This window comes from Bradyrhizobium sp. STM 3843, from assembly GCF_000239815.1.
Lineage (GTDB): Bacteria > Pseudomonadota > Alphaproteobacteria > Rhizobiales > Xanthobacteraceae > Bradyrhizobium.
Window position 1 is genome coordinate 18888 of record NZ_CAFK01000287.1, and the last position, 12299, is coordinate 31186.

At 63.8% G+C, this 12299-nt stretch carries 16 protein-coding genes and 1 tRNA gene; 7 read left to right on the forward strand and 10 right to left on the reverse strand.

Going from position 1 to position 12299, the window contains the following annotated elements:
* Positions 1-84: 84 nt before the first annotated feature.
* Both rplT and rpmI read right to left on the reverse strand, forming a co-directional pair.
* A complete protein-coding gene (rplT, locus tag BRAS3843_RS28980; protein WP_008972700.1) occupies positions 85-444 on the reverse strand; it encodes a 50S ribosomal protein L20 in 360 nt (119 codons plus the stop codon).
* A gap of 72 nt (positions 445-516) precedes the next feature.
* Positions 517-717 carry a 50S ribosomal protein L35 gene (rpmI, locus tag BRAS3843_RS28985; protein ID WP_008539890.1) on the reverse strand — a complete coding sequence of 67 codons (201 nt, stop codon included), beginning with the start codon at positions 715-717 and terminating at the stop codon, positions 517-519.
* A gap of 262 nt (positions 718-979) precedes the next feature.
* Here rpmI and BRAS3843_RS28990 point away from each other — a divergent pair, with 262 nt between their 5' ends.
* A complete protein-coding gene (locus BRAS3843_RS28990; protein ID WP_008972701.1) occupies positions 980-1378 on the forward strand; it encodes a hypothetical protein in 399 nt (132 codons plus the stop codon).
* Positions 1379-1468: 90 nt separating this feature from the next.
* On the opposite strand, the gene infC is transcribed toward BRAS3843_RS28990, so the two are convergent.
* On the reverse strand, positions 1469-2008 hold the full coding sequence (gene infC / locus BRAS3843_RS28995; protein ID WP_085967037.1) for a translation initiation factor IF-3: 540 nt from the start codon (positions 2006-2008) through the stop codon (positions 1469-1471).
* Between the two features lie 327 nt (positions 2009-2335).
* Between infC and BRAS3843_RS29000 the strand changes: the two genes are divergently transcribed.
* The gene (locus BRAS3843_RS29000) at positions 2336-3121 is read left to right on the forward strand and encodes an alpha/beta hydrolase (protein ID WP_008972703.1); all 786 of its coding nucleotides are present in this window, start codon (positions 2336-2338) and stop codon (positions 3119-3121) included.
* A 9-nt stretch (positions 3122-3130) separates the two neighbouring features.
* Here BRAS3843_RS29000 and queG read toward each other — a convergent pair whose 3' ends face one another.
* Together queG and BRAS3843_RS29010 are read right to left on the reverse strand one after the other, a co-directional pair.
* Entirely contained in the window at positions 3131-4318 is a 1188-nt protein-coding gene (gene queG, locus BRAS3843_RS29005) for a tRNA epoxyqueuosine(34) reductase QueG (protein WP_035983141.1), read from the reverse strand.
* Positions 4267-4959: a glutathione S-transferase family protein gene (locus BRAS3843_RS29010; protein WP_008972705.1), complete on the reverse strand. Its 693-nt coding sequence runs from the start codon at positions 4957-4959 to the stop codon at positions 4267-4269. The genes queG and BRAS3843_RS29010 overlap by 52 nt, the downstream gene beginning before the upstream one ends.
* 379 nt (positions 4960-5338) lie before the next feature.
* On the opposite strand from BRAS3843_RS29010, the gene BRAS3843_RS29015 reads away from it, so the two are divergent.
* Positions 5339-6145 carry an undecaprenyl-diphosphate phosphatase gene (locus tag BRAS3843_RS29015; RefSeq protein WP_008972706.1) on the forward strand — a complete coding sequence of 269 codons (807 nt, stop codon included), beginning with the start codon at positions 5339-5341 and terminating at the stop codon, positions 6143-6145.
* Positions 6146-6172: 27 nt separating this feature from the next.
* Here BRAS3843_RS29015 and BRAS3843_RS29020 read toward each other — a convergent pair whose 3' ends face one another.
* Positions 6173-7141: a complex I NDUFA9 subunit family protein gene (locus BRAS3843_RS29020; protein WP_008972707.1), complete on the reverse strand. Its 969-nt coding sequence runs from the start codon at positions 7139-7141 to the stop codon at positions 6173-6175.
* Between the two features lie 216 nt (positions 7142-7357).
* Here BRAS3843_RS29020 and BRAS3843_RS29025 point away from each other — a divergent pair.
* Positions 7358-7444: transfer RNA gene (locus tag BRAS3843_RS29025), tRNA-Leu, on the forward strand.
* Positions 7445-8283: 839 nt separating this feature from the next.
* Here the strand turns inward: BRAS3843_RS29025 and BRAS3843_RS29030 are convergent.
* The 4 genes from BRAS3843_RS29030 to BRAS3843_RS29045 form a co-directional block, all read right to left on the reverse strand.
* On the reverse strand, positions 8284-8625 hold the full coding sequence (locus BRAS3843_RS29030) for a hypothetical protein (protein WP_008972708.1): 342 nt from the start codon (positions 8623-8625) through the stop codon (positions 8284-8286).
* Between the two features lie 185 nt (positions 8626-8810).
* The gene (locus tag BRAS3843_RS29035) at positions 8811-9056 is read right to left on the reverse strand and encodes a hypothetical protein (RefSeq protein WP_139025000.1); all 246 of its coding nucleotides are present in this window, start codon (positions 9054-9056) and stop codon (positions 8811-8813) included.
* A gap of 21 nt (positions 9057-9077) precedes the next feature.
* Positions 9078-9470 carry a hypothetical protein gene (locus tag BRAS3843_RS29040; protein ID WP_008972710.1) on the reverse strand — a complete coding sequence of 131 codons (393 nt, stop codon included), beginning with the start codon at positions 9468-9470 and terminating at the stop codon, positions 9078-9080.
* Between the two features lie 56 nt (positions 9471-9526).
* Positions 9527-10021 (reverse strand): DUF6714 family protein, encoded by a 495-nt coding sequence (locus BRAS3843_RS29045; protein ID WP_008972711.1) that lies wholly within the window; start codon positions 10019-10021, stop codon positions 9527-9529.
* A gap of 306 nt (positions 10022-10327) precedes the next feature.
* Between BRAS3843_RS29045 and BRAS3843_RS29050 the strand changes: the two genes are divergently transcribed.
* From BRAS3843_RS29050 to BRAS3843_RS29060, 3 genes are all read left to right on the forward strand, one after another.
* Positions 10328-10942, forward strand: coding sequence for a ribonuclease D (locus BRAS3843_RS29050; protein ID WP_008972713.1), 615 nt, complete (start codon positions 10328-10330; stop codon positions 10940-10942).
* Between the two features lie 163 nt (positions 10943-11105).
* Positions 11106-11849: an LPS export ABC transporter periplasmic protein LptC gene (gene lptC, locus BRAS3843_RS29055; protein ID WP_008972714.1), complete on the forward strand. Its 744-nt coding sequence runs from the start codon at positions 11106-11108 to the stop codon at positions 11847-11849.
* Positions 11850-11853: 4 nt separating this feature from the next.
* On the forward strand, positions 11854-12299 hold a 446-nt coding region (locus tag BRAS3843_RS29060), incomplete at its 3' end, for an LptA/OstA family protein (protein WP_035983137.1).

Sequence of the window (12299 nt, forward strand, 5' to 3'; positions counted from 1 at the left end):
GGGCGAGGGTCAAGGCCAAAGCCGGATAGCAAAAAGCGGCCGAGGTGATCGGCCGCTTCAGCAATCCTCGCGATGGAGAGGCGATCAGGCGGCGAGCGCCGCCTTGGCCTTCTCAACGATCGCCTGGAACGCGGCGGGCTCGTTGATCGCGAGATCCGACAGCACCTTGCGGTCGACGGTGATGCCGGACTTGGACAGGCCGTCGATAAATCGGCTGTAGGTCAGCTCGAACGGACGCACGGCCGCGTTCAGCCGCTGGATCCAGAGCGCGCGGAAGGTGCGCTTCTTGCGCTTGCGGTCGCGGAATGCGTACTGGCCGGCCTTTTCGACGGCCTGCTTGGCGACGCGGATCGTGTTCTTGCGGCGGCCGTAATAGCCTTTGGCGGCCTTGAAGACCTTCTTGTGCTTGGCGTGGGCGGTCACACCGCGTTTGACGCGAGACATGACGGAAATCCTTGATCAATGGTGATGATGGGCCGCGCGGCGCGCGGCGCGTGGATCGGACGCAGTCAGCCGTCAGGCGTTCGGCAAGAAGTACTTCTTGACGTTGTCGCCGTCGGTCTTGAACAGCACGCGGGTGCCGCGCAGCTGCCGGATCTGCTTCTTGGTCCGCTTGATCATGCCGTGGCGCTTGCCGCGCTGGGCGTGCATCACTTTGCCGGTGGCCGTCACCTTGAAGCGCTTTTTGGCGCCGGATTTGGTCTTCAACTTGGGCATTTGGCTCTCCTTGGATGCCAACAGCAAGCCGCCCGCAGAAGCGGCGCTATCAGGCGAAAATGCTCGTTAGAGCGTTGACTGTGCTCAGGTTTTCGGAAAAAGCCGAAATACCCGCACAAAGGCACCGCCACGGCAGCCCTTGATCAGCCGGGCGATGAAGGCTGCGCTTATGGCAGAGACAGCGCCAATTGGCAACGCTGGATGCGCAAAATCGACTAGGATTGCCGGGCCATCAGCTTCTTAATCGGGCAGGAGGGCCATGATGCTGTCGCCCCGACTCCCAACATTCCGTTCCCAGGCACCCCGCGCGCTGTGCTGGGTGCTCGCGGCCGGAATGGCCGCGGCACTCCCTGCGGCCGCTCAGGCCCGCGCCACCGGCTATGACGGCGCCTGGACCGTCCTGATCATCACCCAGGCCGGCAATTGTGATCGGGGCTACAGTTTCCCGGTCTTCATCGCAGGCGGTCGGGTCACCTCGAGCAGCGCGGCCCATATCAGCGGCGCCGTTGGTCGCGGCGGCACTGTCACGGTACGGGTCTCGCAAGGCGGCTCCTATGCGATCGGCTCGGGCCGGCTCGGCGCGACAATGGGCGCCGGCCGCTGGCGTGGGCGCGGATCATCCGGCGTCTGCAGCGGCCGCTGGCAGGCGACGCGGTCTTAACCGTCCGTTAGCGATCTGGTCTACTCGCGACAAAGCCCGCCAAACGGCTTGGCGGGCCCCCATCGCAGGTCATCGTGCGGCACCGGGCTCTTAGCGCGGCGCCAGTACCATCACGACTTGGCGACCTTCGAACTTGGCGTCCTGCTCGACCTTGGCAAAGGCGGCGACGTCGGCCTTGACCTTGTCCAGAAGCTTGGTGCCGATCTCCTGGTGCGCCATTTCACGGCCGCGATAGCGCAGCGTGATCTTGACCTTGTCGCCTTCCTCGAAGAAGCGCTGCATGGCCCGCATCTTCACGTCGTAGTCATGATCATCGATCATCGGACGGAGCTTGATCTCCTTGATCTCGACGACCTTCTGCTTCTTGCGGGCTTCCGCGGCTTTCTTCTGCGCCGAATATTTATACTTCCCGTAGTCCATGATCTTGCAGACGGGAGGGCTGCCGTTCGGCTGAATTTCCACCAGGTCCATGCCAACCTCGGCAGCCATCTTGATGGCAACCATCGTTTCCACGGTGCCGTGGTTCTGGCCGTTCTGATCGATCAGCTGGATCTGCGCATTGCGAATCTCATCATTGGTGCGCGGCCCGTCTTTGGTGGCAGCGGGCGGAGCTCTATTGGGACGGCGAATGGGTAGTTCTCCAAAGTTGTGGAAGAGGGTCGCTAGTCTGAAGGAAGAAGCCGCCGCGGGCAAGACAGCTCTCGCCTGACGCGCGAAATTTCGCGCCGGGCGGTGCAGCTTTGCCGGCAAGCGAGACTGATCTCAGGATCCGCGCAGGCGCGACAGCGAGATCGGATACCTCCCCCAAGGGCCCGGCCGCCCGAGATTCCCGGAATCCAGGGCGGCAACGGTTCCTCTGGCGAGATAGAGTGCAAAGTCGAGTTGCGCAAGCCGGATGCCGCGTTGACGGACGGTCAGGGCTCGCCCAAACAAGCGCCTGATCACGAGGTGCGATCCATGGCCACAACCGCCGATACCAACGAATTGCCTGCCATTATCGAGGTCGGGCTGGGCGAATCCCGCCGGCGGATCGCGGTCCGTGCGCGTGAGGGTCATGGTCCCGGGCTGGTCTGGCTCGGCGGCTTCCATTCCGACATGAAAGGGACCAAGGCCCTGGCCCTCGACGCCTGGGCGGCTGAACACGGCCGCGCCTGCGTCCGTTTCGATTATTCGGGGCACGGCGAATCCGGCGGCGAATTCGTCGACGGGACCATCGGACGCTGGCTCGAGGAAAGCCTCGCCGTCTTCACTCGGTTCTGTCGGGGTCCCCAGGTCGTGATCGGCTCGTCCATGGGCGGCTGGCTGGCGCTCCTGCTCGCGCGCGAAATTGCCAAGCAATCGCAAGGTCCCACGGTGGCCGGGCTGGTTTTGATCGCGCCGGCGCCCGATTTCACCGAGGAACTGATGTGGAAGGGCTTTTCGCCTGCGGTCCGGCAGGAGATCGAGACCACCGGCGTCTGGCTGCGCCCGTCCGAGTATGGCGACCCCTACCCCATCACGAAGACGCTGATCGAGGAGGGCCGCAACCACCTCCTGCTCGGCAGCGCCATCAATGTCGGCTGCCCGGTGCGGATCCTGCAAGGCGCCCAGGATCCGGATGTTCCATGGCGGCACGCCTTTGCGCTGGCCCACCGGTTGCCGGCCGACGACGTTGTCTTGACCATGATTCAGGACGGCGACCACCGGCTCTCGCGGCCGCAGGATATCGCGCGCATCCTGGCGGCGGTCGCCGAGGTGGGCTGAGGGCTCCCCTCACGCACCCAGGTCCCATTCCTCGCGCACACCAGTATCGGTTTCGCCGGGGAGCGCCTTGGCCGCCAGCCGAGAGAAAGCCTCAGGTTCGATCAGCTGCGCCAGCGCCCACACCGCGGCTCCTCTGACCAGCGGGCTGGCGTCGTCCAGCAGCCGCTCAGCCGCCGCCGCAAGCCCGCTGTCGCCGGAATTGCCCATGGCGATCAGCACATTGCGGATGAACCGGTCGCGGCCGATCCGCTTGACCGGTGATTTTGTGAACAGCGCCCGAAATGACGCGTCATCGAGCGTGGCCAATTCTGCCAGCGATGGCGCGCGGAGCGCGTCACGCGCCGCCAGCTTGGCCTCGCGCCCTGCCAGTGCAAATTTGTTCCAGGGGCAGGCGGCGAGACAATCGTCGCAGCCATAGATGCGGTTTCCGATCGCCTTGCGGAATTCGCGCGGGATCGGGCCCTTGTTCTCGATCGTCAGATACGAAATGCAGCGCCGCGCATCGAGCTGGTATGGCGCGGGGAACGCCGCTGTCGGGCAGATGTCGAGGCAGGCGCGGCAGGAGCCGCAATGGTCGGGCTCGGCGGCATCATGGGGTAGCTCCAGAGTGGTGTAGATGGCGCCGAGGAACAGCCAGGAGCCGAAGCTGCGTGACACCAGATTGGTATGCTTGCCCTGCCAGCCGAGGCCGGCCGCCTGGGCGAGCGGCTTCTCCATCACGGCCGCGGTATCGACGAACACCTTGACGTCGCAGGCCGCGGCGGCGACCAGCCAGCGCGCCAGCATCTTGAGCCGCTTCTTGATGATGTCGTGATAGTCATCGCCGCGTGCATAGACCGAGATGGCGCCACGCGTCCGCGCCTGAAGGATCGCCAGCGGATCGTCGTCGGGACCGTAATTGACCCCGAGCATGATTACCGAGCGGACCTCGGGCCAGAGCGTCTGCGGGTCGATGCGCCGCTCCGGGTCGCGCGCCAGCCAGTCCATGTCGCCATGGCGGCCTCCGGCGAGAAAGTCCTGAAATCGCTGGGCCCGCTCCGGCGTAACCTCCGGTCGCGCGATACCGATGCAGTCGAAGCCGAGGCTCCGCGCTTCAGCGGCGAGTTCCGCCTTCAGCTCCGCCGGGATGCGGGCCGGCACGGGCTTCAGAAGTCGAGGTCCACATAGGTCCGCGACGCCGGCACGCCCGCCAGCCAGTCGCTGAGCAGCGGACGGAACGACGGCCGGGACTTCACCCGCGCGTACCACGCCTTTGCTGCGTCGTCCTCGATCCATGGCACGTCGCCCAGATAGTCGATCGCCGACAGATGCGCCGCGGCGGCAAGATCTGCATAAGTCGGCCGGTCCCCGGCGAGAAAATTGCGCCGCTGCGCCAGCCAGCCGATATAGGCCAGATGATAGCGCACATTGGTCTTGGCCGCGCGAATCACGTCGGTCGAAGGCGGACCGCCGCCGTCCTCCTCGCTCATGAAGCGCTTGTAGATGCGCTCGGTGACCAGGAGGTTCGACGCCTCCTCGAAGAATTTTTCGTTGAACCAGCTCATCAGCCGGCGCACCTCGATGCGCTCGGCCGTGGAGGTCGGCAACAGTCTGCGGTCGCCCATCTCCGGGCCGCAGGCCTCATCGATGAACTCCGCGATGACGTTGACCCCGGGCACGGGGGGCAGGCCGTCAACCGACAAAACCGGCGTCGTTCCCGCCGGGTTCAGTGTCAAAAATCCTTCCCGCCGCTCCCAGGCGCGCTCCTCGACCAGCTGCAGGTCGAGCCCGTATTCGCCGAGCACGAGGCGGACGAATCGCGAGTGCGGGCAGAAGGGATGGTGAAACAGCGTGTACATGGAGCCTTTGACTAGATGGCCGCGCTTAACGAAGCCTCAACCATTCGGCGCCGCAGTCGCTGCGTGTCCGCCGGAGGTCTGAGCTTCGAAACGGTGTCCTGCAGATCCGAATCGGAGCATTAGCGCATGGTCGGCAAAAGTGTAAGCAATTGGGCGGTGGGACAAGCCGCCGACCATAGAGAACCGCGCATCCCCAGGCAAAGCCAGACTGTACCGTCTGCGTCAGGCGCATGCGCGTCTGATTCGTGCCCTGCCGGCGGCTTTTTGAGATTGCGGGCGATGGCCGAATAAGCGAGAAGGACGCCGCTTTTCGCGGATCTCGCCCCATCGCGGGCGCATGTCGGCGGCGGGCGCGAGCCGGCAATGACGGATCAAATTCATGATGTCAGACACGCTGCGGGCGGTGATTCTCGGGATCGTCGAGGGCGTCACCGAGTTCCTCCCGGTCTCGTCGACCGGCCATCTGCTGCTGGCCGAGCGGTTTTTCGGGCTCGGCGAGGACGGCTTCTGGAAGAGCTTCGCGATCCTGATCCAGCTCGGCGCCATTCTGGCCATCGTCGCGCTCTATTTCTTCAAGCTGTCGCGCGTGGCGATCGGCGCGCTGTCGAATGCCGACGATCGCCGCTTCATCATCGGTGTGCTGGTGGCGTTCCTGCCGGCCGTGATCATCGGCCTGATCGCCGGCAAATACATCAAGGCGCTCTTGTTCGATCCGTGGGTGGTCTGCTTCTCGCTGATCGTCGGCGGTGCGATCCTGCTCTGGGTCGATCAGATCGATCTCAAGCCGCGCGAGCATGACGCCACGCGCTACCCGCTGATGATGTATCTGTGGATCGGCGTCGCGCAGTGTCTGGCGATGATCCCCGGCGTGTCGCGTTCGGGCGCCACCATCGTGGCGGCGATGCTGCTCGGCGCCGACAAGCGCTCGGCCGCCGAATTCTCGTTCTTCCTGGCGATCCCGACCATGATCGGCGCCTTCGTCTACGACTTCTACAAGAGCCGCGCCGAGATGACGGCCGATCATCTCGGCATCGTCGCCATCGGCTTCGTGGTGTCGTTCATCACCGCGATGATCGTGGTGAAGGCCTTCCTCGGCTACGTCACCCGCCACGGCTTCGTGCTGTTCGCATGGTGGCGCGTGATCGTCGGCACGCTCGGCCTGATCGCGCTGGCGCTCGGCATGTAAGACCCGCCGAGCGCAGCTCGAGTCGCCTCAGGCGTTCTTGCGCTGGAACTGGCCGGCCGGGCGGAAGCGCCAGAGATATTGCGGGCCGACGGCCTCCAGCGAATCCGGCGTGATGCTGAGGCCCTGCAAGGTCCGGCCATCCGCCTGAGCAGCGTCCGAGACGACGTTGTCGCTGCGCAGGAGTTCGACTTGGTCCGGCGTCAGCTTCAGCGGGCCCGGCGCGAACTGCAGGAACGCGGCCTGGAATTTGGCGAGCCCGAACGGCAGCGACAGCAGCATGCGCTTGCGGTCGGTGATGTCGAGGATGATCTCGATGATCTCGCGGAAGCTCAACACCTCCGGGCCGCCCAGCTCGTAGGTGGCCCCTGCCCTCGCCTTGCCGTCGACGGCATCCGCGATCGCGGTTGCGACATCGCCGACATAGACCGGCTGCATCCTGGTGGCGCCGCCGCCGATCAACGGCAGGAACGGCGAGATCCGCGCCAGGCCGGCGAAGCGGTTGGTGAAATCGTCCTCGGGCCCGAACACCACCGAGGGCCGCATGATCGTCGCGGTGGGGAGCGCGGTCAGCACCGCCTTCTCGCCCGCCGCCTTGGCCCGCGCATAGGCGGAGGGGGACTCCTCGTCAGCGCCGATCGCGGAAACATGCACCAGCTGCGCCCCTGCTCCGGCTGCGGCCTTGGCGACCGTCGCAGCCCCCTCCCCCTGCACGGCATTGAAGGTCTGCGCGCCGCTCTCGGTCAGGATGCCGACCAGGTTGATGATGGCGTGAGAATCGCGGATCGCGGCCTCGACCGACGCCGGATAGCGCAGATTGGCCTGCACCGCGTGGATCTGCCCGACGCGGCCCAAGGGCTGCAGGTGGCCTGCCAGCTCCGGGCGGCGCACCGCGACCCGGATGCGGTAATCCCGCTTGGCGAGTGCCCGGACCACGTGGCGGCCCAGGAAGCCCGAACCGCCGAAAACCGTGACGAGGGTGTCGAGATTCGATGCCATGGCCAATCCTCAAGGGTTCAGTGGGCCGTCGGGCCCGCGCGCGGGGTCGATCGCGCTTTTTTGCGGACGGTCGTCCGTATGATGCGCTGCTGTATAGCGCATCGTCCGGGAGGCGGAAAAGCGAAGACTGGTTTCGCCCACTTGCGGAAAAATCGTCACAAAAGTCGCATCCGCGGTTTGACAAGCGCGTCGTCGATCCGTACTAAGCGCCCCCATGCCCAGGTGGCGGAATTGGTAGACGCGCTGGCTTCAGGTGCCAGTGGCTTAACGGCCGTGAAGGTTCGAGTCCTTTCCTGGGCACCACGCTTCGCTCTTCGAGCTACGCATGGCACAGCCCCGCTTCGCCCCTTCCGGCTTCGCGTTGCGCGGCCTCGTTGGCTGTGGAACGATCGCTCGGCACGCGCTGAGCCCCACTCCGAACGAAGCACGGAGTGCGCCCAGGTGGCCTCTCTCTGATATACCTGTCAAACAGCCCGCCATCGTCACTGCGAGGCGCATAGCGCCGGAGCAATCCCGCCTCTCCGCGGAGGGCGATTCTGGATCGCGTCGGAGCTCACGCTCCTCACGATGACGACGGGACAAACTTCCGCGATCTCGCGGCGCATGTCGCGTCCGAGCTTTGCTTCAGATCGCCCTCTTAAAGAACGAGGGCGCAGGGAAGGCCGGGTGTTTGGCCAACACCCATGGCCCGCCTGCAACAAAAAAGCAGGCGGCAGTCACCACAGGTGGGCCGCAACAACCGGCCTTCCCTGCGCGATGGTTTTAACGCTTATACGCGCTCTCCCCGGGGAACGGCTCTCTTGCCCCCGTCGCTCGCAATGCTCGTCGAATTGCATTGCAAGCTTGGCCTCAGCACCGGGAGGCCAGGACCACACGATTTCACGTCCGCATCAGGATTGTTCGTCCGCTCGCAAATGCGTGCTGCAATCCGTTGCGTCCACCGCATCCCGCGCTCAACGTTCGTGACGATCGCGAAGCGCCCCTCTCATGAACGCAGGACGCGGAGAAGATCGTCCTGATTTGCCCGACACGACAAGCCGCGCACCCTGCGACAGAGTGGCACGACGGGCAGTTTGCGGATGGCTGATATGCGGTCGCGATGCGTACCGCATCACTCTACAGATTCCGTACGCTGCATTCAGTCAGTGATCCGCTCGACGCCAGCCGCCGAGCTTGATCAGCTCTCGGCAAAGCAGACCGCCGCCGAACCCGCGATAGATCTCCAGCCGGTCGTCATGTGAGAGGAATAGAAGCTGCCGTCCGGGCTTGGCGCTCACAAGAGCGTCCCAGCCGAGTTCCAAAGCAAATGCGATCGTCCTGGAAAACCGTTCGAGGTTGCCCGGTTCAAACACATGGCCGGGCGCGTCATATAGTCGGCTGTCATCGCCGTTCGCGGCACGCCATTGTCGGTAGCGCGCCCACCTCTCGTCGCTTGCTTCGTGTTCGCTCCATCCGTCGCCGCTCACGCTGAACAGGAATAGCACCGTTGCCTCAGAAAGAGGCCCGGCTGCTCGCACGATCGCGTCAGAAGCCCGAAAATAATCACTGGCGCCACTCCTGTAATAGAGGGTGGATTTCGGCTTGGCATATCCCGTGATCTCGCGGCGCAGCTTCTTCTCCAGTAAGCGCGCCTAGGTCGGGACCAGGAATTTCATTGTCCCCATCCTGTTCAAACCAATGGATGGCGTCTCACAAGGATCATGTCGGCCTCGGGCTCCTCGTAGTGGACGAGGCCCATCGTCCCGATCTCGATCATCACGCCCTTCTGTAGATAGGCCCAGACGTTCTCTGGATAGTCATCGGAATATTCGCCGTTGTCGATCGAGCAGACGACTTTGCCGGGCCTTCCGGCCACGCTCACCTCATCGCCGATGCTCGCAAGCTGACCGTCAGGGTAGCGCATCTTCGTACTCATGTTTGTTCGAGGTGCTCAGGATTATTCGTTGCTCCGACAGGGATACACGGTGATCCCGATGTCCGCGCCGACCTTTGCTATCCGACCGAGCAGGTCGGCCGGGATCGTCGTGTCCAGCGCTGGACCATCGCAACCGCCTTCAAATCCATAGGAGAATATACGCGAGATGCAGCCCTCCCAGAGCTTGCACGCCTCATCCGGAAGTGCATCAACAATCGTCAGGAAGTTTTCCGTGCGCGATTTAAGGTCCTTGCGGTCCATGTCGCTGAGCTCAAGAACGAGCAGAAATTCCTGCTCGTGCTGCTGATGATGCAGTACGTAGACGCTCTGATCCAGATGCTCGATCAGTGGGGTGAAATCGGTCTTCGATTTCAGCAAGAGATCAAGATTCAAGAAGTGGGACAATGCAGCCATGCTCGCTCACGCTCGTTGCCGCATAACACGTGTGCAGCGTGGCTTGCGGATGATCATCACCGGCGGCCCCAGACGGCTTCGATCTCGTCGAACAGATGTTGCACGACGGGGCCGGCCGGCTCTCCGCACATCGAGCGTACCGTTTTCAGATAGCAGCGGATCGTGTCACGCTGCGTCTCCGACAAGCCGTCCCAGAATTGCAGCCATTCCGGCCGATCGGTGCGGCGCTTCCGGCCTGCAGGCAGCAAACATTCTAGCACGCAATCGAGATAGCCGATATCCGAGAGCACGCCGACCAGCAGCGACGGCAGATAGTAGCGAAACGCGTCAGGATGGAGATAGGCCTTGGCGATCACGGCGGGACCTATCATCGTCCAATCCCGCATCGTCACGTCGACCCAATGCCGGTGTTCAAGCCGTTTCGCAAGCTCTTCAGGTATGTCGCCGCATCGGTGCTCTCCCGCATCGAACCAAAAACTGCGCGGCAGTGGCTCGACCGGGAAACTCGCCTTGATCAGTTCGGATAGCTGCTCGGTCGGCGGCAAGAGCATTTGAGTTGAGCCTGAGTCTGAATGGCTGCCGCCCAGTTCGTCCCTCGGAGACGTCCCCGGCCGCCAGCTTGAAAATGGTACCGTGCGACGGTAGACAAATGTTACCCTGAATGGTTCGAAACGCCGATATATGGACCGTTCTCGACTGCGGCCTCCCATCTCTGAGTGTTTTCTCGACACGATCGATCGGCTCGGCGCAGTCATTTGCCGGATAGTCACCATTTCGGTGTACCGAGCTCGCCGCTCGCCTCCGGCCGCATTGAGCGCTAGTTTGGACCGGACCTCTGTTCGACAGGATTCATCACCATGACCGTACGCCTGCACCGCGGCGACCTGCCCGATCTGTCCCGCTACACGACCTCGGTTGCCATCGACACCGAGACCATGGGCCTCAATCCGCATCGTGACCGGCTGTGCGTGGTGCAGCTCTCGCCGGGCGACGGCTCGGCCGACGTGGTGCAGATCCCGAAGGGGCACACCGATGCGCCGAACCTGAAGGCGCTGCTGGGCAATCCTGCGATTACCAAGATCTTCCACTTCGCGCGCTTCGACATCGCTGTGCTCTATCACGCCTTCGGTGTGATGCCGCAGCCGCTCTATTGCACCAAGATCGCCTCGCGGCTGGCGCGCACCTATACCGACCGCCACGGGCTGAAGGATCTCGTGCGCGAGCTGCTCAACGTCGATCTGTCGAAGCAGCAGCAGTCGAGCGATTGGGGCGCGGAGGGGTTGAGCGAACCGCAGCTCGCTTACGCCGCGGCCGACGTGCTGCACCTGCATGGTTTGCGCGAGCGGCTCGATGCGATGCTGGCGCGGGAAGGGCGCAGCGCCATCGCCCAGGCCTGCTTCGAATTTCTGCCGACCCGGGCCAAGCTCGATCTCGGCGGCTTCGAAGCTGAGGACATTTTTGCCCATTCTTGATGGGCTGCGAGCTGCAGAACTGAATCTTAAATTCTTGTAACAATTTTGGCGCCGCGAGGGGGCACGAGGGTCACAGATCGGCCGTCGGTTCCGGCTGCAATGGCGACGACCTCCGTGGTACACTGCGGTTGGAATTCGCGCCTCGGAGCAGCCTGGAGCCACCGTGAACTCGGTCCGCAACCCCGCCTATGATTCTTCCGGCATGGAGGCGCGCTTCGCTGTCGCTGCGCGGCACAGCCGCATGGTCCGGGTGCTGCGGATCGCGGTTCCGGCGGCGGTCGGGCTCGCGATGGCCGTGGTGATCGGCATCTCGCTCTTCAATCCGTTCCACATGGAGATCAAGACCGACAACTTGACCGGCAACCTGGTCGTCTCCGGCAGCAAGGTCACCATGGAAACGCCGCATCTCACCGGGTTCACGCCGGACCAGCGGCCGTACGATCTGGTCGCTCACAGCGCCATCCAGGACCTCACGGATCCCGACCACGTGCAGCTCAACATCCTGCGCGCCAAGGTGCTGATGGAAGACCAGTCGACCGTGACATTAAAGGCGCGCACCGGCAATTTCGACACCAAGCAACAGCTCCTGGATTTGTACAAGGATGTCGTCCTGACGACGTCGACCGGCTACGAGGCGCATTTGAGCGAGGCCCATGCCGACATGGGCAAGGGCACCGTGGTCTCCGACAAGCCGGTCGACGTCAAACTGACCAACGGCACGCTGACGGCGGACCGGTTGCGAATCACCGACAATGGTGAGGTCGTGCGGTTCGAGGGCAATGTCGTCATGTATCTGGAAAACCTGGACGGCGGCGGTCCTGGCTCAGGCGCGCAGGCCGCCGAACCTGCGTCCGATTCTGCGCCCACGCAGCGGCCTCGGCCCATCAAGTCAACGAACGCAAAGTGAATTCATGATTGATCGTATCAGGCCCGATCGCGCGGGCGCTGCCGTTGCGCAACTTTTCCTTGCCGGCCTCCTGCTGGCGACTGCACCCGGCGGCGCCTCGGCGCAAAGCGCAACCACAGGCGTGCCCAACGCGCTGCAGGGCTTCTCGCAGAACCGCGACCAGCCGATCCAGATCGAGGCAGCCTCGCTGGAGATGCGCGATAAGAAGAAGGAAGCGACGTTCTCCGGCAATGTGAAGGTGGTGCAGGGCGACACCACGATGACCTCAAAGTCCCTCGTGGTGTTCTACGAATCCGGTGGCTCCGGTGCTTCTGGCGCCGCCGGGGCCAATGCCAAGCCTGCCAAGGGCGCCCCGATGCAGTCGGCAACTCCGGGGCCGGGCGGCAGCTCGGCGATCAAGCGGCTGGAAGCCCGCGGCGGCGTCACCGTGACCCAGAAGGACCAGGTCGT

Coding starts and splice junctions, on each gene's coding strand:
- BRAS3843_RS29010 (WP_008972705.1), bottom strand. CDS start 4,959: ATGTACACGCTGTTTCACCATCCCTTCTGCCCGCACTCGCGATTCGTC.
- BRAS3843_RS29020 (WP_008972707.1), bottom strand. CDS start 7,141: ATGGCATCGAATCTCGACACCCTCGTCACGGTTTTCGGCGGTTCGGGC.
- BRAS3843_RS29040 (WP_008972710.1), bottom strand. CDS start 9,470: ATGGCTGCATTGTCCCACTTCTTGAATCTTGATCTCTTGCTGAAATCG.
- BRAS3843_RS29035 (WP_139025000.1), bottom strand. CDS start 9,056: ATGAGTACGAAGATGCGCTACCCTGACGGTCAGCTTGCGAGCATCGGC.
- BRAS3843_RS29000 (WP_008972703.1), top strand. CDS start 2,336: ATGGCCACAACCGCCGATACCAACGAATTGCCTGCCATTATCGAGGTC.
- BRAS3843_RS28990 (WP_008972701.1), top strand. CDS start 980: ATGCTGTCGCCCCGACTCCCAACATTCCGTTCCCAGGCACCCCGCGCG.
- BRAS3843_RS29015 (WP_008972706.1), top strand. CDS start 5,339: ATGATGTCAGACACGCTGCGGGCGGTGATTCTCGGGATCGTCGAGGGC.
- BRAS3843_RS29050 (WP_008972713.1), top strand. CDS start 10,328: ATGACCGTACGCCTGCACCGCGGCGACCTGCCCGATCTGTCCCGCTAC.
- rpmI (WP_008539890.1), bottom strand. CDS start 717: ATGCCCAAGTTGAAGACCAAATCCGGCGCCAAAAAGCGCTTCAAGGTG.
- rplT (WP_008972700.1), bottom strand. CDS start 444: ATGTCTCGCGTCAAACGCGGTGTGACCGCCCACGCCAAGCACAAGAAG.
- BRAS3843_RS29045 (WP_008972711.1), bottom strand. CDS start 10,021: ATGCTCTTGCCGCCGACCGAGCAGCTATCCGAACTGATCAAGGCGAGT.